The following is a 19,757-nucleotide window of genomic DNA, read 5'->3' as shown; positions in this document are numbered from 1 at the left end:
CACAAGTGGCGGCCAGTCAGTTAAGCGAAATTTGGAATCAGAAGCGGAAGTGCGAGAACGCCTTGTTGGCATCCGCCATCCGGTGAACTTCGTCTCGCTTCTTCATTGCAGCGCCACGACCCTCCGCCGCTTCCAGCAGCTCGGCAGCCAGACGCAGCCCCATCGACTTCTCGGAGCGCTTGCGCGCAGCCTCACGCAGCCAGCGCATCGACAGCGCCATGCGACGCGACGGACGCACCTCAACCGGGACCTGGTAGTTGGCACCACCAACACGGCGGCTCTTCACCTCAACCACCGGCTTGACGTTGTTGATCGCCTGGGAAAACACCTCGAGCGGATCCTTGCCACTCTTGGTCTTGATCTGGTCAAAGGCGCCATAGACGATACGCTCGGCAACAGACTTCTTGCCGGCAGACATCAGCACATTGACAAACTTGGAAAGCTCGACACTACCGAATTTCGGATCCGGCAGAATGTCCCGCTTGGGTACTTCGCGACGACGCGGCATTTTTTAACCCCTCAATCTCTTGCGATTACGCTTTCTTCGGACGCTTGGCGCCGTACTTCGAACGGGACTGCTTACGATCCTTCACACCCTGAAGATCGAGCGAGCCGCGGACGATGTGGTAGCGCACACCCGGCAGATCCTTCACACGACCGCCGCGAATCAGCACAACCGAGTGTTCCTGCAGGTTGTGACCTTCACCGCCGATGTAGGAAATGACCTCGAAGCCGTTGGTCAGACGCACCTTGGCAACCTTACGCAGCGCCGAGTTCGGCTTCTTCGGGGTCGTGGTGTACACGCGGGTGCAGACGCCGCGCTTTTGCGGGCAGGCTTCGAGAGCCGGCACCTTGGATTTGCTTACCGGCGACGTGCGCGGCTTGCGTACAAGCTGATTGATGGTTGGCATTTTTTCGAGATTCCAAAAGACCGGAGGCGACGCCTATCCAGTGGCCCGCCTCCGCGACTCGTTCGCCTTGAGCCCGCTACGGTTGGCGGACCCACAAAGAGGCCGGATTATAGGCACATAAAAACAACACGGTGAACCCCGCGGCATTCTCCGAATACCGCGGGGTTGTGCTCTTCACTGCGTAAGACGATTACTGCGCTTCACCCGCATCGGCGTCCGCCGTCACGGGGTCGTCACCGAACAGCACGCGATCGGCTGCCGCGGCGTCGTCGCCGACAGCCTGGGCACGACGGGTGCGGTGGTATGCCAGACCCGTACCGGCCGGGATCAGGCGACCGACAATGACGTTTTCCTTCAGGCCGCGCAGTTCATCGCGCTTGCCCATGATGGCCGCCTCGGTCAGCACGCGCGTCGTTTCCTGGAAGGACGCCGCGGAGATGAACGAGTCGGTGACAGCGAGGCCTTGGTAATACCCAGCAGCATGTACTGGTATTCGGCCGGACGCTTGCCTTCGGCGACCAGACGATCGTTCTCGTCGAGCACCTCGGAACGTTCGACCTGTTCCTCGCGGATGAACTTCGAATCGCCGGAGTTGACGATGACCACGCGACGCAGCATCTGGCGGACGATCACCTCGATGTGCTTGTCGTTGATCTTCACGCCCTGCAGACGGTACACGTCCTGCACTTCGTCGATGATGTAGCGCGCCAGTTCCTCGACGCCCTTCAGACGAAGGATATCGTGCGGCTCGACTGCGCCGTTGACGATCACCTCGCCCTTGTTCACCACCTGGCCGTCGTGCACCGTGACGTGCTTGTCCTTCGGGATCAGGAACTCGTTCACTGTGCCATCCGGCTCGGTGATCACCAGACGCTGCTTGCCCTTGGTGTCCTTGCCGAACGACACCGTGCCGGTGACTTCGGCCAGCAGGCCTGCGTCCTTCGGCGAGCGGGCTTCGAACAGCTCGGCCACACGCGGCAGACCCCCGGTAATGTCGCGAGTCTTCGCGGATTCCTGCGGGATGCGCGCCAGCACGTCACCAACGCTGACCGCCTGACCGTCCTTCACGGTAATGATGCAACCCACCTGGAAGGTGATCGACACGGCCGTATCGGTACCAGCGATCTTCACCTCGTCGCCCGACTCAGTCAGCAGCTTCACCTGCGGACGCAGGCCCTTGGTGCTGGTGCTGCGACGCTTCGGATCGATAACCACCAGCGTCGTAAGGCCGGTCACGTCATCGACCTGCTTCGCCACGGTCACGCCTTCCTCGACGTGTTCGAAGCGCACGATGCCCGAGTACTCGGTAATGATGGGGCGGGTATGCGGATCCCAGGTCGCCAGGCCGGTACCGGCCTTGATGGTCTGACCTTCATCGACCTGCAGCGTCGCGCCGTACGGCACCTTGTGGCGCTCGCGCTCACGGCCGTGGTCATCGGTGATGATGATTTCGGCACTGCGCGCGATGACGATCTTCTCGTTCTTCGCACTGGTGACATAGCGCATGTTCTGCGTGAAGCGGATGACACCCGCGCTCTTCGCTTCGACACCGCTGGCGGCGGCAGCTCGCGACGCCGCACCACCGACGTGGAAGGTACGCATGGTCAGCTGCGTGCCCGGCTCACCGATGGACTGCGCGGCGATGACGCCGACGGCCTCACCGGCATTCACGATCTGGCCGCGACCGAGGTCGCGACCGTAGCACTGGGCGCACAGGCCGTAGCGCGTTTCGCAGGTCAGCGGCGTACGCACCTTCACCTCATCGACGCCGAGCGAATCCATCAGATCGCAACGGTCTTCGTCGATCAGTTCACCGGCGTAGATCACCGTTTCCTGCGTCTCCGGATTGACGACGTCAGCAGCCGTGACGCGGCCAAGCACGCGCTCACGCAGCGGCTCGATCACTTCACCGCCCTCGACCAGCGCCTTCATGACGAAGCCTTCGGCGGTGCCGCAATCGTCCTCGGTGACCACCAGATCCTGCGTCACGTTGACCAGACGACGGGTCAGGTAACCGGAGTTCGCGGTCTTCAATGCCGTATCGGCCAGACCCTTACGGGCGCCGTGCGTCGAGATGAAGTACTGCAGAACGTTCAGACCTTCACGGAAGTTGGTCGTGATCGGCGTTTCGATGATGGAGCCGTCCGGCTTCGCCATCAGGCCCCGCATGCCGGCCAGCTGACGGATCTGGGCGGCGGAACCACGGGCGCCGGAGTCGGCCATCATGTAGATGGAGTTGAACGACTCCTGCTTCACCGTGTTGCCGTTGCGATCGACCGTATCTTCCTGACCGAGCTGGTCCATCATCGCCTTCGCGACCTGGTCACCCGCGCGACCCCAGATGTCCACCACCTTGTTGTAGCGCTCGCCGTCGGTCACCAGACCTGAGGTGTACTGCTGGGCGATTTCCTTCACCTCCGCTTCGGCGGCGCTGATGATGGTGTGCTTGGCGTCCGGCACCAGCATGTCCTTCACCGCGATCGAAATGCCGGCGCGGGTCGCGAGACCGAAACCGGCCTGCATCAGCTTGTCGGCAAAGATGACGGTTTCGCGCAGGCCGCAGCGACGGAAGCTGTGGTTCACCAGCTTCGAGATTTCCTTCTTCTTCAGCGGCTTGTCGAGTACCGAGAACGGCAGCCCCGGCGGAAGGATTTCTGCCAGCATGGCGCGGCCGACCGTGGTGTCGTAGCGCGTGATCTTCTCGCGCTTCTCACCGTCAACAACTTCGACTTCGCGGATGCGCACCGACACCTTCGAGTGCAGTTCGACAAAGCCGTTTTCGTAGGCGCGGCGCATTTCGTTCACGTTCGCGAACATCATGCCTTCGCCCTTGCCGTTGATCTTGGCGCGGGTGGCGTAGTACAGACCGAGCACGATGTCCTGCGACGGCACGATGATCGGCTCGCCGTTCGCAGGCGACAGCACGTTGTTCGATGCCAGCATCAGCGTGCGCGCTTCCATCTGCGCTTCCAGCGACAGCGGCACGTGGACGGCCATCTGGTCACCGTCGAAGTCGGCGTTGAACGCCACGCAGACCAGCGGGTGCAGCTGGATGGCCTTGCCTTCGATCAGCGTCGGCTCGAACGCCTGAATGCCCAGGCGGTGCAGCGTCGGCGCGCGGTTCAGCATGACCGGATGCTCGCGGATCACCTCTTCCAGGATGTCCCACACTTCCGGCACTTCCTGCTCGACCAGCTTCTTGGCGGCCTTGATGGTGGTCGCCATGCCGTTCAGTTCCAGCTTGTTGAAGATGAAGGGCTTGAACAGCTCAAGCGCCATCTTCTTCGGCAGGCCGCACTGATGCAGCTTGAGCTGCGGACCGACCACGATGACCGAACGGCCGGAGTAGTCAACGCGCTTGCCCAGCAGGTTCTGACGGAAACGGCCGCCCTTGCCCTTGATCATGTCGGCCAGCGACTTCAGCGGGCGCTTGTTGGCACCGGTCATCGCCTTGCCGCGACGTCCGTTGTCGAGCAACGAATCCACCGCTTCCTGCAGCATGCGCTTTTCGTTGCGCACGATGATTTCAGGCGCCTTGAGCTCGAGCAGACGCTTCAGACGATTGTTGCGGTTGATGACGCGGCGGTACAGGTCGTTCAGATCCGAGGTCGCGAAGCGGCCGCCATCCAGCGGCACCAGCGGACGCAGGTCCGGCGGCAGCACCGGCAGCACTTCCAGAATCATCCACTCGGGCTTGATGCCCGAATGCTGGAAGCCTTCCAGGATCTTCAGACGCTTGGAAATCTTCTTCATCTTCGCTTCGGAGCTGGTGGCTTCCAGCTCGCCGCGAAGCTTCTCGACTTCACGGTTCAGGTCGAGCGAACGCAGCATGCCGCGCACGCCTTCCGCACCCATGAACGCGGTGAAGTCGTCACCGTACTCCTCGACCTTGGCCAGGTAATCGTCTTCCGACAGCAGCTGGCCGCGGTTCAGCGGCGTCATGCCCGGATCGACAACGACATAGCCTTCGAAATACAGCACGCGCTCGATGTCGCGCAGCGTCATGTCGAGCACCATGCCCAGACGCGACGGCAGTGACTTCAGGAACCAGATGTGCGCGGTCGGGCTGGCCAGCTCGATGTGGCCCATGCGCTCGCGACGCACCTTGGACAGCGTGACTTCAACGCCGCACTTTTCGCAGATGACGCCGCGGTGCTTCAGACGCTTGTACTTGCCGCACAGGCATTCGTAGTCCTTGACCGGGCCGAAGATCTTGGCGCAGAACAGACCGTCCCGCTCCGGCTTGAAGGTGCGGTAGTTGATCGTTTCCGGCTTCTTGACTTCGCCGTAGGACCAGGAACGGATCTTGTCCGGCGACGCGAGACCGATGGTGATCGCGTCGAACTCTTCTTCCTGCGTGACCTGCTTGAAAAGATCCAGCAATGCTTTCATGGCAACTCCTTTGGGGCTAGTGGCTAGGGGCTAGGCGGAACGCGTTCGCGCCCAGTCCTAGAACCGCTCCAAATCAATGTCGATGGCCAGGGATCGGATTTCCTTCACCAGCACGTTGAACGACTCCGGCATGCCGGCATCGATCTTGTGCTCGCCCTTGACGATGTTTTCGTAGACCTTGGTACGGCCGGTCACGTCATCGGACTTCACGGTGAGCATTTCCTGCAGGGTGTAGGAAGCGCCGTACGCCTCCAGCGCCCACACTTCCATCTCACCGAAACGCTGACCACCGAACTGCGCCTTGCCACCCAGCGGCTGCTGCGTGACCAGCGAGTACGGGCCGGTCGAACGGGCGTGCATCTTGTCGTTGACCAGGTGATGCAGCTTCAGCACGTGCATGTAGCCCACGGTGACCTGGCGTTCGAACGCTTCGCCAGTGCGGCCGTCGTACAGCGTCATCTGGCCGCCAGCCGGCATATCGGCCAGTTCCAGCATGCGGCGGATCTCACCTTCGTGCGCACCGTCGAACACCGGCGTCGCGAACGGCACGCCGTGCTTCAGGTTGCTCGCCAGTTCCAGCACTTCGCCGTCGTTCAGCGAGGCGATGTCTTCGCTGGTGCCGCTGCGGTTGTAGATCTCGTCGAGGAAGGCACGCAGTTCGGCCATATTGGCCTGACGGCGCAGCATCGCGTCGATCTTCTTGCCCAGGCCGCGAGCAGCCATGCCAAGGTGGGTTTCCAGGATCTGACCGATGTTCATCCGCGACGGCACGCCCAGCGGGTTCAGCACGATATCGACCGAGGTGCCATCTTCCATGTAGGGCATGTCTTCGATCGGCGTGATCTTCGACACCACACCCTTGTTGCCGTGGCGGCCGGCCATCTTGTCGCCCGGCTGCAGGCGACGCTTCACCGCCAGATAGACCTTGACCATCTTCTGCACGCCCGGCGGCAGCTCGTCGCCCTGGGTGAGCTTCTTCTTCTTCAGCTCGAAAGCGAGGTCGAAGTCGGTGCGGGTCTTCTCCAGCGATTCGCGCAGGCTTTCCAGCTGGCCGGCGATGTCCTCCTCGGCCATGCGGATGTCGAACCAGCTGTGCGGCTCGACGCCGTCCAGGTACTCACGCGTGATGGTCGCGCCCTTGGCCAGGCGCTTCGGGCCGCCGTTGGCCACGCGGCCGATCAGCAGACGCTCGATACGGGCGAAGGTGTCGCGTTCGACGATGCGCATCTGGTCGCCCAGATCCTGGCGATAGCCGCGCAGCATGTCGTCGATGATGGACTGCGCGCGCTTGTCGCGCTCGATGCCTTCGCGAGTGAACACCTGTACGTCGATCACCGTGCCGTTCATGCCGGACGGTACGCGCAGCGAGGTGTCCTTCACGTCCGAAGCCTTCTCGCCGAAGATGGCGCGCAGCAGCTTCTCCTCCGGCGTCAGCTGGGTTTCGCCCTTCGGCGTCACCTTACCGACCAGCACGTCACCGGCTTCGACTTCGGCGCCGATGTACACGATGCCGGACTCGTCCAGACGGCCGAGCTGTGCTTCGCCGAGCGACGCGATATCGCGCGTGATTTCCTCGGGGCCCAGCTTGGTGTCGCGGGCGACCACGGTCAGCTCTTCGATGTGGACCGACGTGAAGCGGTCTTCAGCGACGACGCGCTCCGACAGCAGGATCGAATCCTCGAAGTTGTAGCCGTTCCACGGCATGAACGCGACAAGCATGTTCTGGCCGAGGGCCAGTTCGCCGAGATCGGTCGAGGCGCCGTCGGCCACCACGTCGCCCTTGGCGATGATGTCGCCGATCTTCACGACCGGACGCTGATTGATGTTGGTGTTCTGGTTCGAGCGGGTGTACTTGACCAGGTTGTAGATGTTGACGCCGACTTCGCCCGGCACGGTTTCCTCGTCATTGACGCGGACCACGACACGGCTGGCATCGACGTAGTCGACCACACCGCCGCGCAGCGCCTGCACCGCCGTACCCGAGTTGACCGCCACGGTGCGTTCGATGCCGGTACCGACGAAGGCCTTCTCCGGACGCAGGCAGGGCACGGCCTGACGCTGCATGTTGGCGCCCATCAGTGCGCGGTTCGCGTCATCGTGTTCGAGGAACGGAATCAGCGATGCAGCAACCGACACGATCTGGCCCGGCGCGATGTCCATGTACTGGACCTGGTCGGGCGTCAACAGCATGAATTCGCCCTTGTGGCGGCAGGACACCAGCTCGTCGCTCAGCGCGCCTTCACCATCCAGCGAGGCATTCGCCTGCGCGATCACGTACTTGCCTTCCTCGATCGCCGACAGGAAGTCGATCTGGTCGGTCACGCGGCCGGCATCGACGCGGCGATACGGCGTTTCCAGGAAGCCGTACTTGTTGGTGCGGGCATATAGCGCGAGCGAGTTGATCAGGCCGATGTTCGGACCTTCAGGCGTTTCGATCGGGCACACGCGGCCATAGTGGGTCGGGTGCACGTCGCGCACTTCGAAGCCTGCACGCTCGCGCGTCAGACCGCCCGGACCCAGAGCGGACACGCGACGCTTGTGCGTGATTTCCGACAGCGGGTTGGTCTGGTCCATGAACTGCGACAGTTGGCTGGAACCGAAGAACTCCTTGATCGCGGCCGAAATCGGCTTGGCGTTGATCAGGTCATGCGGCATCAGGTTGTCCGACTCAGCCTGCGACAGGCGTTCCTTCACCGCACGCTCGACACGCACCAGACCGGCGCGGAACTGGTTCTCGGCCAGTTCGCCGACAGAACGCACGCGGCGGTTGCCGAGGTGGTCGATATCGTCGATCTCGCCCTTGCCGTTGCGCAGATCCACCAGGATCCTGATCACGTTGACGATGTCTTCGTTCGACAGCGTCGGCGCGCCTTCGATGGCGTCACGACCAACACGGCGGTTGAACTTCATGCGACCGACGGCCGACAGGTCGTAGCGCTCTTCCGAGTAGAACAGGCCGTGGAACAGCGTTTCCACCGCATCTTCCGTGGGCGGCTCGCCCGGACGCATCATGCGGTAGATGGCCACGCGGGCCGACCACTGATCGGCGGTCTCATCGGTACGCAGGGTCTGCGAGATGTAGGGGCCGCGGTCCAGATCATTGGTGTACAGCGTGCTGATCTCGCCGACGCCGGCGGCCGACATCTTGGCCAGCAGGTCTTCGGTGATTTCGTCGTTCGCGTTGGCGAGGATTTCGCCGCTGTCCTGATCGACGACGGCGGTCGCGATCACGCGGCCGACCAGGAAGTCTTCCGGCACGGCGATGGATTCGGTGCCCGATTCGGCCAGTTCACGGATGTGCTTGGCGGTGATGCGCTTGTCCTTGGCGACCACGACCTTGCCCGACGCATCGACGATGTCGAATTTGGCGATTTCGCCGCGCAGACGTTCCGGCACCAGCTTCATCTGGATGCCGCTCTTCGACGCCAGATTGAAGCTGTCGAAGTCGAAGAAGGTTTCGAGGATCTGTTCCGGCATCATGCCGATGGCCTTCAGCAGGATGGTCACCGGCATCTTGCGGCGACGGTCCACGCGGAAGTACAGGTAGTCCTTCGGGTCGAATTCGAAGTCGAGCCAGGAGCCACGATACGGGATGATGCGGGCCGAGAACAGCAGCTTGCCCGAACTGTGCGTCTTGCCGCGGTCGTGCTCGAAGAACACGCCGGGCGAACGGTGCAGCTGGCTGACGATGACACGCTCGGTGCCATTGATGACGAAGGAGCCGGTGGTCGTCATGAGCGGAATTTCGCCCATGTACACTTCCTGCTCCTTCACTTCCTTGATCGTTTCCTTCGGCGCTTCGCGGTCCATGATGACCAGACGGACGCGCGCGCGCAGCGGGCTGGCGAAGGTCAGACCGCGCTGATGACATTCCTTCACATCGAAGGCCGGTTCGCCCAGCATGTAGTGGACGAACTCGAGACGGGCATTGCCGGAGTGCGAGCTGATCGGGAAGATCGACGTGAATGCGGCCTGCAGGCCCTGATTGCGACGATGCTCGAGCGGCACGTCGGTCTGCAGGAACTGCGTGTAGGACTCCAGCTGGGTGGCCAGCAGGAAGGGCACGTCGAGCACCGCATCACGCTTGGCAAAGCTCTTGCGGATGCGTTTCTTCTCGGTGTAGGTATAGGCCATGAAATCTCCGGACAAAGAGTGCGATGGCCGGGGAAAACGGGTCGTGCGCCACCCGGCGCGCGACCCGTGTTTCACCACGGAATGCAATCAGGACAGCGTCACCGGCGGTTGGCCTCTACCAACCCCTGGGCTGACAGCGAAAGCGCGGGTTGAACACCCGAGGCGGGACTTTCGCTCGACCGACGACGGTCTTCCGTGATCGCTTCGGAAGACAAGGAAAAGGCGGTTTAGTGCCGCGTTTTCCTGGTATTCCGAACATGCTGCATAAACGACAACGGGAGCGCGTGCCGCAAAGCACGCGCTCCCGCCAACCAGAGTCGAATTACTTCAGTTCGACCTTGGCGCCGGCTTCTTCCAGCTGCTTCTTCAGGGCTTCAGCGTCGGCCTTGGAGATGCCTTCCTTGACGGGCTTCGGAGCGCCATCAACCAGGTCCTTGGCTTCCTTCAGGCCCAGGCCGGTCACTGCACGCACGACCTTGATGACTTCAACCTTCTTCTCGCCGGCAGCGGCCAGAACGACGGTGAATTCGGTCTTCTCTTCAGCAGCCGGGGCAGCGGCGCCGGCAGCCGGGGCGGCAACGGCCACAGCGGCAGCAGCCGACACGCCGAACTTCTCTTCCATGTCCTTGATGAGCTGCGACAGCTCGAGAACGGTCATGGCGGAGATGGCTTCCAGAATCTGGTCTTTGCTAACGGACATTTCAAAACTCCTGTTTCAAGCGCGGTGCATCAACATGCAGTCGCGCGGATGATTGCTTGATCTGAATTGAGGCCTGAACTTAAGCGGACTGCTTTTCGCGTTCGTCGCGCAGGGCTGCAACGGTACGGACAAACTTGCCCGGAACCTCGTTGAGCGTCTGAACGAACTTGGCGATCGGCGCCTGCATCGTGCCCAGAAGGGTGGCCAGCAGCTCTTCGCGGCTCGGCATGGAGGCCAGCGCCTTGACGCCAGCGGCGTCCATGACGTAATTGGCCAGCGCGCCACCGCGAATCACCAGCTTGTCGTTGCCCTTGGCGAAATCCTGAATGACCTTCGCGGCCGAAACCGGATCGGCCGACATGCCGTAAAGCAGCGGACCGGTCATTTCATTCGCCAACCCCTCGAACGGGGTACCCGCAACAGCGCGACGAGCCAGCGTGTTCTTCAGAACACGCAGGTAGACGCCCTGCGCACGGGCCTGGGCACGCAAACGCGTGACATCGCCCACTTCCAGACCTTTGTTCTCGGCGATCACGATTACTTGCGCGCCCGCAACTGCAGCGGATACGCCGGCAACCACTTCCTTCTTCTGATCGAGATTGAGTGCCAAGGTTTACTCCCATGATTACAGTCGTCCGGATCGCATTACTGCTCACCGGATCAACCACGTGCGGCGACCGTATTCAGGAGAAGAGACTGTCCGTAAGGACACCATCCATCCTGTGTCGGGTAACGCCATCTGCGCAGGCGGCACTTGCGCACCATTAGACCCTTGCGGGCACCTGCGGTCTTTGACAACCCGCCGCGCCATGCTGGCCGCGGCGGCCCAAAGTCCTGTTGTCATGCGCCCGGCGAACCGGGCGCGAATTCAATTCCTTACTGCACCGTCGCCTGATCGACGCGGATGCCGACGCCCATGGTGGTCGTCACCGACACCTTGCGCAGGTAGACACCCTTGGCGGCTGCCGGACGCGCCTTGTTCAGCGCTTCGATCAGAGCCTTGATGTTGGTCGTCAGCTGTTCCGGCGTGAAGGAGGCACGACCGACCGTGCACTGGACGATGCCGCCCTTGTCGGTGCGGTACTGCACCTGACCGGCCTTGGCGTTCTTGACCGCGGTGGTCACGTCCATCGTCACGGTGCCGACCTTCGGGTTCGGCATCAGGCCACGCGGACCGAGGATCTGGCCCAGCGCGCCGACGACGCGCATTGCGTCCGGCGTGGCGATGGCCACGTCGAAGTTCAGATTGCCTTCCTTGACCTGAGCCGCCAGGTCGTCGAAACCGACGACATCGGCGCCAGCAGCCTTGGCTTCCTCGGCCTTGGCGCCCTGGGCGAACACGGCGACGCGCACGCTCTTGCCGGTGCCGGCAGGCAACACGACCGAGCCGCGGACCAGCTGGTCCGACTTCTTCGCATCGATACCCAGATTCACGGCCAGATCGACCGACTCGTCGAACTTGGCGTTGGCCGTTTCCTTGACCAGCGCCAGCGCGTCGGCCAGCGGGTATGCGCGGTTGCGATCAACCTTGGCGCGCAGCGCCTGAACGCGCTTCGAGAGCTTTGCCATGATTACAGGCCCTCCACCGTGATGCCCATGCTGCGGGCGGAACCGGCGATCGTGCGCACAGCGGCATCCAGATCGGCAGCGGTCAGATCCTTGTTCTTCACCTTCGCGATCTCTTCGAGCTGGGCGCGGGTGACCTTGCCGACCTTGTCGGTATGCGGCTTCGGCGAGCCCTTGGTGATGCCGGCAGCCTTCTTGATCAGGATGGTCGCCGGGGGCGACTTCATCACGAAGGTGAAGGACTTGTCCGCATAAGCGGTGATCACCACCGGGATCGGCAGACCCGGTTCCATGCCCTGGGTCTGCGCGTTGAACGCCTTGCAGAACTCCATGATGTTCAGACCGCGCTGACCCAGCGCGGGACCGATCGGGGGCGACGGGTTCGCCTTGCCGGCCGGCACTTGCAGCTTCACGTAGCCGACGATTTTCTTCGCCATGATGACTCCAGTTGCGAGTGATAGCGTGGCGGACACGCAGGCCCGACCACTCCTCATCCGGCGCGTGAGCGCCGGAAACAATCACGCGGCAGACCCGGAAGGCCCTGCCGCGCACCGTGGCGGCGCCTTGCGGCACCGCCTTGAACTTCAGGTCAGACCTTCTCGACCTGCGAAAACTCGAGCTCGACCGGCGTCGCACGACCAAAGATGGTCACCGACACATGCAGACGGCTCTTTTCGTAATTGACGCTTTCCACCGATCCATTGAAGTCGGTGAAAGGACCTTCCTTGACACGCACCAGCTCGCCCACCTCGAACAGCACCTTGGGACGGGGCTTCTCCACCCCTTCCTGCATCTGCTGCATGATCTTGTTGACTTCCTTGTCGGAAATCGGCGTCGGCTTGTTGGCCGAGCCGCCAACAAAGCCAGTCACTTTCGGCGTGCTCTTGACCAGGTGCCAGCTGTCCTCGTCCATCTCCATCTCGACGAGCACATAGCCAGGGAAGAACTTGCGCTCGGACACGGCCTTCTGGCCGCCGCGCATTTCGATCACTTCCTCGACCGGCACGAGAATCTGGCCGAACTTATCCTGCATGCCCGAACGCGCAACACGCTCGGTCAGCGCGCGCTGAACCGACTTCTCAAAGCCGGAATAGGCGTGCACAACGTACCAACGTTTGCTCATGATTTCTTCCAGCCCAGGATCAGGTCGTACAACACCCACTCGAGACTCTTGTCGGTCAACCACAGAAACAGCGCCATCACGACCACGAAGCCGAACACGATGGCAGTGGTCTGCAGCGTTTCTTTGCGGCTGGGCCAGGCAACCTTCTTGGCCTCGGCCACCGACTCGTTGGCAAAAACGATGAAGCGCCGCCCCGGCTCGGTGAACCACGCCACCGCGATACCGGCACCCAGACCCGCGAGCACGGACAGCACCCGCACAGCCATGATCTGGTCGGCAAAAACATAAAAGCCGGCCACACCCGCAATCAACAGGGCAATGGCCAGCGCAAGCTTCAACTGGTCAGTCATGAGCATCCGGAAGTGCGCACGCACTCCGCAAAATTTTGTCCGGCTTGGCCACCGGAGTGGCAGGGGCAGAGGGAATCGAACCCCCAACCTTCGGTTTTGGAGACCGACGCTCTGCCAATTGAGCTATGCCCCTGCAAAACGCGAACCGGGCCGCACGCGCGACCCGGAGTACAACTCTTTACTCGACGATCTTTGCAACCACGCCGGCGCCGACAGTACGGCCGCCTTCGCGGATCGCGAAGCGCAGACCTTCTTCCATCGCGATCGGGGCGATCAGCTTCACCGTGATCGAAACGTTGTCGCCCGGCATCACCATTTCGGTGCCGGCCGGCAGCTCGATCGAGCCGGTCACGTCCGTCGTGCGGAAGTAGAACTGCGGACGGTAGCCGTTAAAGAACGGCGTATGACGACCGCCTTCTTCCTTCGACAGCACGTAGATCTCGGCCGTGAAATGCGTGTGCGGCTTGATCGAGCCCGGCTTCGCCAGAACCTGACCACGCTCCACGTCTTCACGCTTGGTGCCGCGCAGCAGCACGCCAACGTTGTCGCCCGCCTGACCCTGATCCAGCAGCTTGCGGAACATTTCAACGCCGGTGCAGGTGGTCTTCACCGTCGGCTTGATACCGACGATTTCGATTTCCTCACCGACCTTCACGATACCGCGCTCGATACGACCGGTCACCACAGTGCCGCGACCCGAGATCGAGAACACGTCTTCGATCGGCATCAGGAAGGCGCCATCCACCGCGCGCTCCGGCGTCGGGATGTAGCTGTCCAGCGCAGCAGCCAGCGCCATGATGGCACCTTCGCCCAGGTCGGTCTTGTCGCCTTCCAGCGCCTTCAGGGCCGAACCCTTGACGATGGGCACGTCGTCGCCCGGGAAGTCGTACTTCGACAGCAGCTCGCGCACTTCCATTTCGACCAGCTCGAGCAGCTCGGCGTCGTTGACCATGTCGCACTTGTTCAGGAACACGACGATGTACGGCACACCAACCTGGCGGGCCAGCAGGATGTGCTCGCGCGTCTGCGGCATCGGGCCGTCAGCGGCCGAACACACCAGAATGGCGCCGTCCATCTGCGCAGCACCGGTAATCATGTTCTTCACGTAGTCAGCGTGACCCGGGCAATCAACGTGCGCGTAGTGACGGGTCGCCGTTTCGTACTCAACGTGCGCCGTGTTGATCGTGATGCCGCGCGCCTTCTCTTCCGGCGCCGCGTCAATCTGATCGTATGCCTTCGCTTCACCACCGAACTTCGACGACAGAATCGTCGTGATCGCCGCCGTCAGCGTCGTCTTGCCATGGTCAACGTGACCAATCGTGCCCACGTTCACGTGCGGCTTGGTGCGCTCAAACTTTCCCTTTGCCATTTTCGATCACCCTGGTTGCTTGATAGAGATCTGCGTCAAACATCGACTGACATCCTCAGTTGTCACCAGGATGCCGCACGCAAAAAATTTTGGTGCCCATGGGCAGGATTGAACTGCCGACCTCTCCCTTACCAAGGGAGTGCTCTGCCACTGAGCTACATGGGCACTGAAACATCTTTGCCCGGACACACGCCCGAGCCGTGGAGCGGGAGACGGGAATCGAACCCGCGTCATTAGCTTGGAAGGCTAAGGTTCTACCATTGAACTACTCCCGCCAAACCGCTCCCTACCACCCCATCGCGGCGACATGCACTCGCGATGTTTGCTGCAACTTTCTCGCCGTCTTGCCAGAACCCTGTTTGCTCAAGGGTTGTGGTGGAGGGGGAAGGATTCGAACCTTCGAAGGCAGAGCCGTCAGATTTACAGTCTGATCCCTTTGACCGCTCGGGAACCCCTCCGGCGACCAGCGAAACCCGCGATTATGGTGAGGGTTTCTTGCGCTGTCAAACCCCGGAACAAAAAATTCATGCGGGAGAAGCCAGCAGCGGCTGGATGTCCAGCAGGCGCGATGCAGTTTTTGAATCGGCGCCGGACAGCCGCGGGATTATGCCAAGAATTGGCGCGCTGAGGCGACTTTTCAGCGCGGAAATCGTCGCCTCCTGCTCCAGCATGCCCTCGGGCTGGCAGTTCGCGACCCAGCCGGCCAGCGTCAACCCGCGCGCGCGCGCCGCCTCGGCCGTCAGCAATGCGTGATTGATGCAGCCCAGCCGCAGTCCGACGACCAGAATCAGCGGCGCCCCGATGTCAACCGCCAGGTCGGCGGTCGTCCAGTCGTCGCGCAAGGGCACGACAAAGCCGCCGACGCCTTCGACGATAACGTGATCCGCCTCCGCGCGCAGCGCAGACAGGGCATCCAGCACCACGGATCGCTCGATCGATCGGCCCTCGCGTTGCGCGGCGACGTGCGGAGCCAGCGGCGCCTCGAACAGATAGGGATTGGTCAGCGCCGTCGGCTGGTCGAGCCCGCTGGCCTGCGCCAGCGCGTCGGCGTCCTCGTTCGCCAGGCGGCCGGTGACGTCGGGCGACGCGCCTGAAGCCACCGGCTTCATGCCGACCGCGTTCACGCCGCTTGCACGCAGCGCCTCGATCAGCGCGCAGGACACCAGCGTCTTGCCGACCCCGGTGTCGGTGCCAATGACGAAATGCAGCTTTCCCTCGCTCATGTCAGCTCCGGTCGCCCGAGGACGCTCGCGCGACCACCCAGGCCAGTTGATAGGTCAGAGGCACGCCACGCGCCTCGCGCCGTGCCTCCAGGCGATTACACACCTGCCGCAGTGCCGCGCGGCCGAGCAGAGCACGGCGCGCGCCGTCCGGCACGTGCGACGCGCCGATGTCGCGGTTCGACTGCAGCAGTGCGCGCGCATCGGCAAAGTACTCGACATGCGTTTCGCGGCGCATCAGGTCCACCGCGAAGCCGGCTTCGGTCAGTGCGGCATTCAGCAACTCGGGCGCGGGAAATGACACCGTGTGACGATGCGCATCCAGACCGGCGAACGCGTCATCGATCTCGGCGAGTGTGCCGTCGAGAACAGTGCTGAAACACATATGGCCGCCCTCCCGGAGGACGCGCCGACACTCGGCCAGCGCGATCGGCAGATCGCACCACTGCAACATCAGGCTGGAAGACACGACATCCGCGCTCGTCGAGGCAAGCGGCAGGCGGTGCGCATCGGCGCAGACGCGCGTCACTCCGTGACTTCGTTCGTGGGCACGCAACATGCCCAACGAGAAATCGACCGCGCAATGCATCGCCTGAGGAAAACGCGCGTGCAAGCCGGTTAACGCGAAGCCGGTCCCGCAGCCGAGGTCGAGCACCAGCCGGGCGGATCTGTCCGGCAGCAACTCGAGCAGGCGGTCGCACACCACGCGCTGCAGCCCGGCCGCCACGGCATAGCGCGTCGCCGCCCGCGAAAACGAGGACCGTATCGCGGTGCGCTCAGTCATCGGCGCACACCCATGAGCACAGATCGGAGAGGTCGCGATGCCGCCAGGGCAGATGCGCCGCGCCCGGCACCCGCATCCAGCGCGCAGTGGTCTCTTTGGGCGCTGCGCCCAAAGAGACCACGTGGTCCTGCTCACCGTGCAGGCAGCTCAGGGGTATTGGAAGCGAACGCAAGGTGTCCCGGAGATCCCGCTCGCGCAACCAGTCAAGTCCCTGACGTAGCGCCGGAGCGGTCGGTGGCACGTCGTCCATCAACGCCGCCATCGCGCCCCGCACGCCGCGTGCATCGCTGTCGCCGAGCGCGGCCAGCGCGGCAAAGCGAGCGCGGGTGCGCCGCGGGTCCTGCTCGAGGCCGTCGGCAAAGGCATCGAAACGCTCTTCGGTCATGCCAAGCGGCCAGTCGGCAGCCTGCATGAAGCGCGGCGACGCACCAACCAGAACCAGCCGGCGCACCGGCGCCCGCGCCGCCCAGGCAATCGCCAGCAGGCCACCCAGCGACCAGCCGACCAGCACCTCGGCATCGGGTACCGCCTGCGCGAGCTGATCGACGCAGTCGTCGAAACCGTCGCAGCGTCGGCCGACGTTCAGTCCGTAGCCGGGGAGATCGGGCTGGACGACATGGCAAAATGCGCCCAGCGTCTGCGCCAGCGGCGTCAGCAGGCGGCCGTCCCAGCCCCAGCCGTGCACCAGTGCGACGCGCGGCCCCTGCGTGCCGTAATGACGGGCGGCCAGCACCTCATTCATGACCGACCTCGTTCAGCGCAGCGCACAGCGCGTCGATGTGTGCGGCCTCGTGCGCCGCGCTGAGCGACACACGCAAGCGGGCACTGCCGGCAGGCACCGTCGGCGGCCGAATGGCCGGCACCCACAGACCTCGCTCGTGCAGCCGCGCCGACAGCGCCAGCACCTCGGAATTGCCGCCAACCCGCACCGGCTGGATTGCCGTGTCGGACGGCATAAGCGGCCATCTGCATGTCGCGAGCGCCTGCCGCATGCGCAGACGATGTTCCGCCAGACGCGCCCGCCGCTCATCGCCCGCCTCGATCAAGCGCAGGCTCGCCCGCACCGCACAGGCGGTCGCCGCGGGCGCTGCAGTGGTGTAGCGGTAGCTGCGGCCGGTCTGCATCAGCCATTCGATCGCGTCCGCGTCGCCGGCAACAAAGGCGCCGGCCACACCGGCCGCCTTGCCCAGCGTACCGACGTAGATCACGCGCGGCGACGCGATGCCGAAGTGCGACAACACGCCGCGCCCCTGCTCTCCCAGCACACCGAAGCCGTGCGCGTCATCGACCACCAGCAGTGCGTCGTGCCGTTCGCACAGCGCGAGCAGCTCGGGCAGCGGCGCCATATCGCCGTCCATGCTGAACACGCCGTCGGTCACGACGAGCTTGCGGCCGTCGGCGGCTTCGAGCATGCGCGCAGCAGCAGCGACGTCGCCGTGCGGATAGCGACGCACCGTGGCGCGCGACAGCAAGGCGGCATCGACCAGCGAAGCGTGGTTCAGCCGGTCGGCGATCACCGTGTCACCGCGACCGGCGAGCGCCGGAATCACGGCGAGGTTGGCCATGTAGCCGGTCGAGAAATAGAGCGCGCGCGGCAATCCGATGAAACGAGCCAGCGCGACCTCCAGTTCCTCGTGCGGTCGCTGGTGGCCGCTGACCAGATGCGACGCGCCGGCGCCCGCGCCCCAGCGTGCGGCGCCGGCGCGGAAGGCGTTGACGATCTCGGGGTGATTGGCGAGCCCGAGATAATCGTTGCCGGCGAAGGAAACCAGACGATGCCCATCGACCATCGCCTCCGGGCCGCAGGGCGCGTCCAGCACCACGCGGGTGCGCCGCAGATCGTCCGCCGCCAGTGCTTCGAGGCGGGCGCGAAAGTCGGTCGCGCTCATGCGAGGGCGGCGTCCAGCGCCGCCAGCGCCCCTTGCGCAAGCAACGCGCTCTGCGCTTCATCGAGCACGTAGGGCGGCATGAAGTACAGCGTATTGCCTATCGGTCGCAGCAGCAGTTCGCGCGCCAGCGCTTCACGGTAAAAACGGCGGCTGAAATCGCTGTGCGACGTATCGACGTCGAGCGCCCAGATCATGCCGGCCTGGCGGTAATCGCGGGCGGCCGGATGCGCCGCAAGCGGTGCCAGCGCCTCGCTGAAAGTCCGCGCCCAGGCCCTGTTGCGTTCCAGCACGTCGAGCTGTTCGAACAGTTCCAGTGTCGCCAGCGCGGCGCGGCAAGCGAGCGGATTGCCGGTGTAGGAATGCGAATGCAGGAAGCCGCGCGCCATCGTGTCGTCGAGAAAGGCCTCGAACACGAAGGGCTTGCTCAGCACCAGAGACAACGGCAGCGTGCCGCCGGTGATGCCTTTGGACAGGCAGATGAAATCCGGCCAGCCCTCGCCGTCGGCATCCAGCGACTGCTCGCTCGCGAAGAAGGTGCCGGTGCGGCCGCAGCCGACCGCGATCTCGTCGGCGATCAGATGCACCTCATAGACGTCGCACAGCGCACGTGCCGCACTGAGCCAGCCTGCGTCGTGCATCGCGAAGCCGCCAGCACACTGCACCCGCGGTTCGATGATCAGCGCGGCGATCCGCGCGTGGTGGGCTTCGAGGAATACGGTCAGCGCGTCGAGTGCGTGCAGCGGTGTGCTCGACGCCGGACTGGGCAGCACGTGCGCCCCGCGCACCATGGGCGCATAGGCGTCGCGGAACAGTGGAACGTCGGTCACCGCCAGCGCGCCGACCGTTTCGCCGTGGTAGCTGCCGGCGAAGCAGATGAACTCGTTCTTTTCCGGCCGCCCACTGTTGCGCCAGTAATGCAGCGACATCTTCAGCGCGATCTCCGTCGCCGATGCGCCGTCCGACGCGTAGAAGGCGTGGCCGAGGCGGCCGCCGGTCAGGGCCGACAGCTTTTCCGACAGCGCCACCACCGGTTCGTGCGTGAAGCCGGCGAGCATCACGTGGTCCAGCGTGTCGAGCTGGTCACGCAGCGCCTGCACGATGTGCGGGTGGCTGTGGCCGAACAGATTGGTCCACCAGGAACTGATGCCGTCGAGGTAGCGACGGCCATCCGGCGCGTACAGCCACGGCCCCTGCGCGCGGCTGACCGCGAGCAGCGGCAGCGACTGGTCGGCGTGCCACTGCATCTGCGTGCAGGGGTGCCAGACTGCGGCGAGGCTGCGGAAAACGAGGGAATCTGAAGCGGACACGTGACGACACCG

General features: G+C 63.7%; 15 protein-coding genes, 4 tRNA genes and 1 pseudogene. All 20 read right to left on the bottom strand.

Going from position 1 to position 19,757, the window contains the following annotated elements; translation table 11 throughout:
- Positions 1 to 37: 37 nt before the first annotated feature.
- Entirely contained in the window at positions 38 to 508 is a 471-nt protein-coding gene (gene rpsG / locus ACQ66H_RS03530) for a 30S ribosomal protein S7 (protein ID WP_019915266.1), read from the bottom strand.
- Positions 509 to 533: 25 nt separating this feature from the next.
- Positions 534 to 911, bottom strand: coding sequence for a 30S ribosomal protein S12 (gene rpsL, locus ACQ66H_RS03525; protein ID WP_008061703.1), 378 nt, complete (start codon positions 909 to 911; stop codon positions 534 to 536).
- A gap of 190 nt (positions 912 to 1,101) precedes the next feature.
- Positions 1,102 to 5,303, bottom strand: a pseudogene (rpoC, locus tag ACQ66H_RS03520) (DNA-directed RNA polymerase subunit beta').
- 57 nt (positions 5,304 to 5,360) lie between these two features.
- Positions 5,361 to 9,437 (bottom strand): DNA-directed RNA polymerase subunit beta, encoded by a 4,077-nt coding sequence (rpoB, locus tag ACQ66H_RS03515; RefSeq protein ID WP_430432836.1) that lies wholly within the window; start codon positions 9,435 to 9,437, stop codon positions 5,361 to 5,363.
- A 322-nt stretch (positions 9,438 to 9,759) separates the two neighbouring features.
- Positions 9,760 to 10,137 (bottom strand): 50S ribosomal protein L7/L12, encoded by a 378-nt coding sequence (rplL, locus tag ACQ66H_RS03510; RefSeq protein WP_019915269.1) that lies wholly within the window; start codon positions 10,135 to 10,137, stop codon positions 9,760 to 9,762.
- Positions 10,138 to 10,216: 79 nt separating this feature from the next.
- On the bottom strand, positions 10,217 to 10,747 hold the full coding sequence (gene rplJ / locus ACQ66H_RS03505; protein WP_019915271.1) for a 50S ribosomal protein L10: 531 nt from the start codon (positions 10,745 to 10,747) through the stop codon (positions 10,217 to 10,219).
- A gap of 266 nt (positions 10,748 to 11,013) precedes the next feature.
- Positions 11,014 to 11,706, bottom strand: coding sequence for a 50S ribosomal protein L1 (gene rplA, locus ACQ66H_RS03500; RefSeq protein ID WP_304001133.1), 693 nt, complete (start codon positions 11,704 to 11,706; stop codon positions 11,014 to 11,016).
- Positions 11,707 to 11,708: 2 nt separating this feature from the next.
- Positions 11,709 to 12,140, bottom strand: a complete 432-nt coding sequence (gene rplK, locus ACQ66H_RS03495) for a 50S ribosomal protein L11 (protein ID WP_018228072.1) — start codon at positions 12,138 to 12,140, stop codon at positions 11,709 to 11,711.
- Between the two features lie 152 nt (positions 12,141 to 12,292).
- The gene (gene nusG / locus ACQ66H_RS03490) at positions 12,293 to 12,826 is read right to left on the bottom strand and encodes a transcription termination/antitermination protein NusG (RefSeq protein WP_430435589.1); all 534 of its coding nucleotides are present in this window, start codon (positions 12,824 to 12,826) and stop codon (positions 12,293 to 12,295) included.
- Positions 12,823 to 13,176 (bottom strand): preprotein translocase subunit SecE, encoded by a 354-nt coding sequence (gene secE / locus ACQ66H_RS03485; RefSeq protein WP_024300634.1) that lies wholly within the window; start codon positions 13,174 to 13,176, stop codon positions 12,823 to 12,825. The genes nusG and secE overlap by 4 nt, the downstream gene beginning before the upstream one ends.
- Before the next feature lie 57 nt (positions 13,177 to 13,233).
- Positions 13,234 to 13,309: transfer RNA gene (locus ACQ66H_RS03480), tRNA-Trp, on the bottom strand.
- A 45-nt stretch (positions 13,310 to 13,354) separates the two neighbouring features.
- Positions 13,355 to 14,545 (bottom strand): elongation factor Tu, encoded by a 1,191-nt coding sequence (tuf, locus tag ACQ66H_RS03475; protein ID WP_430432835.1) that lies wholly within the window; start codon positions 14,543 to 14,545, stop codon positions 13,355 to 13,357.
- A gap of 90 nt (positions 14,546 to 14,635) precedes the next feature.
- Positions 14,636 to 14,710: transfer RNA gene (locus ACQ66H_RS03470), tRNA-Thr, on the bottom strand.
- A gap of 36 nt (positions 14,711 to 14,746) precedes the next feature.
- Positions 14,747 to 14,820: transfer RNA gene (locus ACQ66H_RS03465), tRNA-Gly, on the bottom strand.
- A gap of 98 nt (positions 14,821 to 14,918) precedes the next feature.
- Positions 14,919 to 15,003, bottom strand: a tRNA-Tyr gene (locus ACQ66H_RS03460).
- Positions 15,004 to 15,069: 66 nt separating this feature from the next.
- Entirely contained in the window at positions 15,070 to 15,768 is a 699-nt protein-coding gene (gene bioD, locus ACQ66H_RS03455) for a dethiobiotin synthase (protein ID WP_430432834.1), read from the bottom strand.
- A 1-nt stretch (position 15,769) separates the two neighbouring features.
- Entirely contained in the window at positions 15,770 to 16,492 is a 723-nt protein-coding gene (locus ACQ66H_RS03450) for a methyltransferase domain-containing protein (protein ID WP_430432833.1), read from the bottom strand.
- Positions 16,493 to 16,541: 49 nt separating this feature from the next.
- Positions 16,542 to 17,291, bottom strand: coding sequence for an alpha/beta fold hydrolase (locus ACQ66H_RS03445; protein ID WP_430432832.1), 750 nt, complete (start codon positions 17,289 to 17,291; stop codon positions 16,542 to 16,544).
- On the bottom strand, positions 17,284 to 18,438 hold the full coding sequence (gene bioF / locus ACQ66H_RS03440) for an 8-amino-7-oxononanoate synthase (protein WP_430432831.1): 1,155 nt from the start codon (positions 18,436 to 18,438) through the stop codon (positions 17,284 to 17,286). The genes ACQ66H_RS03445 and bioF overlap by 8 nt, the downstream gene beginning before the upstream one ends.
- Positions 18,435 to 19,745 (bottom strand): adenosylmethionine--8-amino-7-oxononanoate transaminase, encoded by a 1,311-nt coding sequence (gene bioA, locus ACQ66H_RS03435; protein ID WP_430432830.1) that lies wholly within the window; start codon positions 19,743 to 19,745, stop codon positions 18,435 to 18,437. The genes bioF and bioA overlap by 4 nt, the downstream gene beginning before the upstream one ends.
- Positions 19,746 to 19,757 lie beyond the last annotated feature (12 nt).

Source organism: Methyloversatilis sp. (genome assembly GCF_965284615.1).
Taxonomy (GTDB): domain Bacteria; phylum Pseudomonadota; class Gammaproteobacteria; order Burkholderiales; family Rhodocyclaceae; genus Methyloversatilis.
Note: the sequence above shows the minus strand (reverse complement) of the source record. Positions and strands in the feature narration are given on the sequence as shown.

Coding starts and splice junctions, on each gene's coding strand:
- rplK (WP_018228072.1), bottom strand. CDS start 12,140: ATGGCGAAGAAAATCGTCGGCTACGTGAAGCTGCAAGTGCCGGCCGGC.
- tuf (WP_430432835.1), bottom strand. CDS start 14,545: ATGGCAAAGGGAAAGTTTGAGCGCACCAAGCCGCACGTGAACGTGGGC.
- rpsL (WP_008061703.1), bottom strand. CDS start 911: ATGCCAACCATCAATCAGCTTGTACGCAAGCCGCGCACGTCGCCGGTA.
- bioF (WP_430432831.1), bottom strand. CDS start 18,438: ATGAGCGCGACCGACTTTCGCGCCCGCCTCGAAGCACTGGCGGCGGAC.
- nusG (WP_430435589.1), bottom strand. CDS start 12,826: ATGAGCAAACGTTGGTACGTTGTGCACGCCTATTCCGGCTTTGAGAAG.
- secE (WP_024300634.1), bottom strand. CDS start 13,176: ATGACTGACCAGTTGAAGCTTGCGCTGGCCATTGCCCTGTTGATTGCG.
- rplL (WP_019915269.1), bottom strand. CDS start 10,137: ATGTCCGTTAGCAAAGACCAGATTCTGGAAGCCATCTCCGCCATGACC.
- rpsG (WP_019915266.1), bottom strand. CDS start 508: ATGCCGCGTCGTCGCGAAGTACCCAAGCGGGACATTCTGCCGGATCCG.
- ACQ66H_RS03445 (WP_430432832.1), bottom strand. CDS start 17,291: ATGAATGAGGTGCTGGCCGCCCGTCATTACGGCACGCAGGGGCCGCGC.
- bioD (WP_430432834.1), bottom strand. CDS start 15,768: ATGAGCGAGGGAAAGCTGCATTTCGTCATTGGCACCGACACCGGGGTC.
- rpoB (WP_430432836.1), bottom strand. CDS start 9,437: ATGGCCTATACCTACACCGAGAAGAAACGCATCCGCAAGAGCTTTGCC.
- rplA (WP_304001133.1), bottom strand. CDS start 11,706: ATGGCAAAGCTCTCGAAGCGCGTTCAGGCGCTGCGCGCCAAGGTTGAT.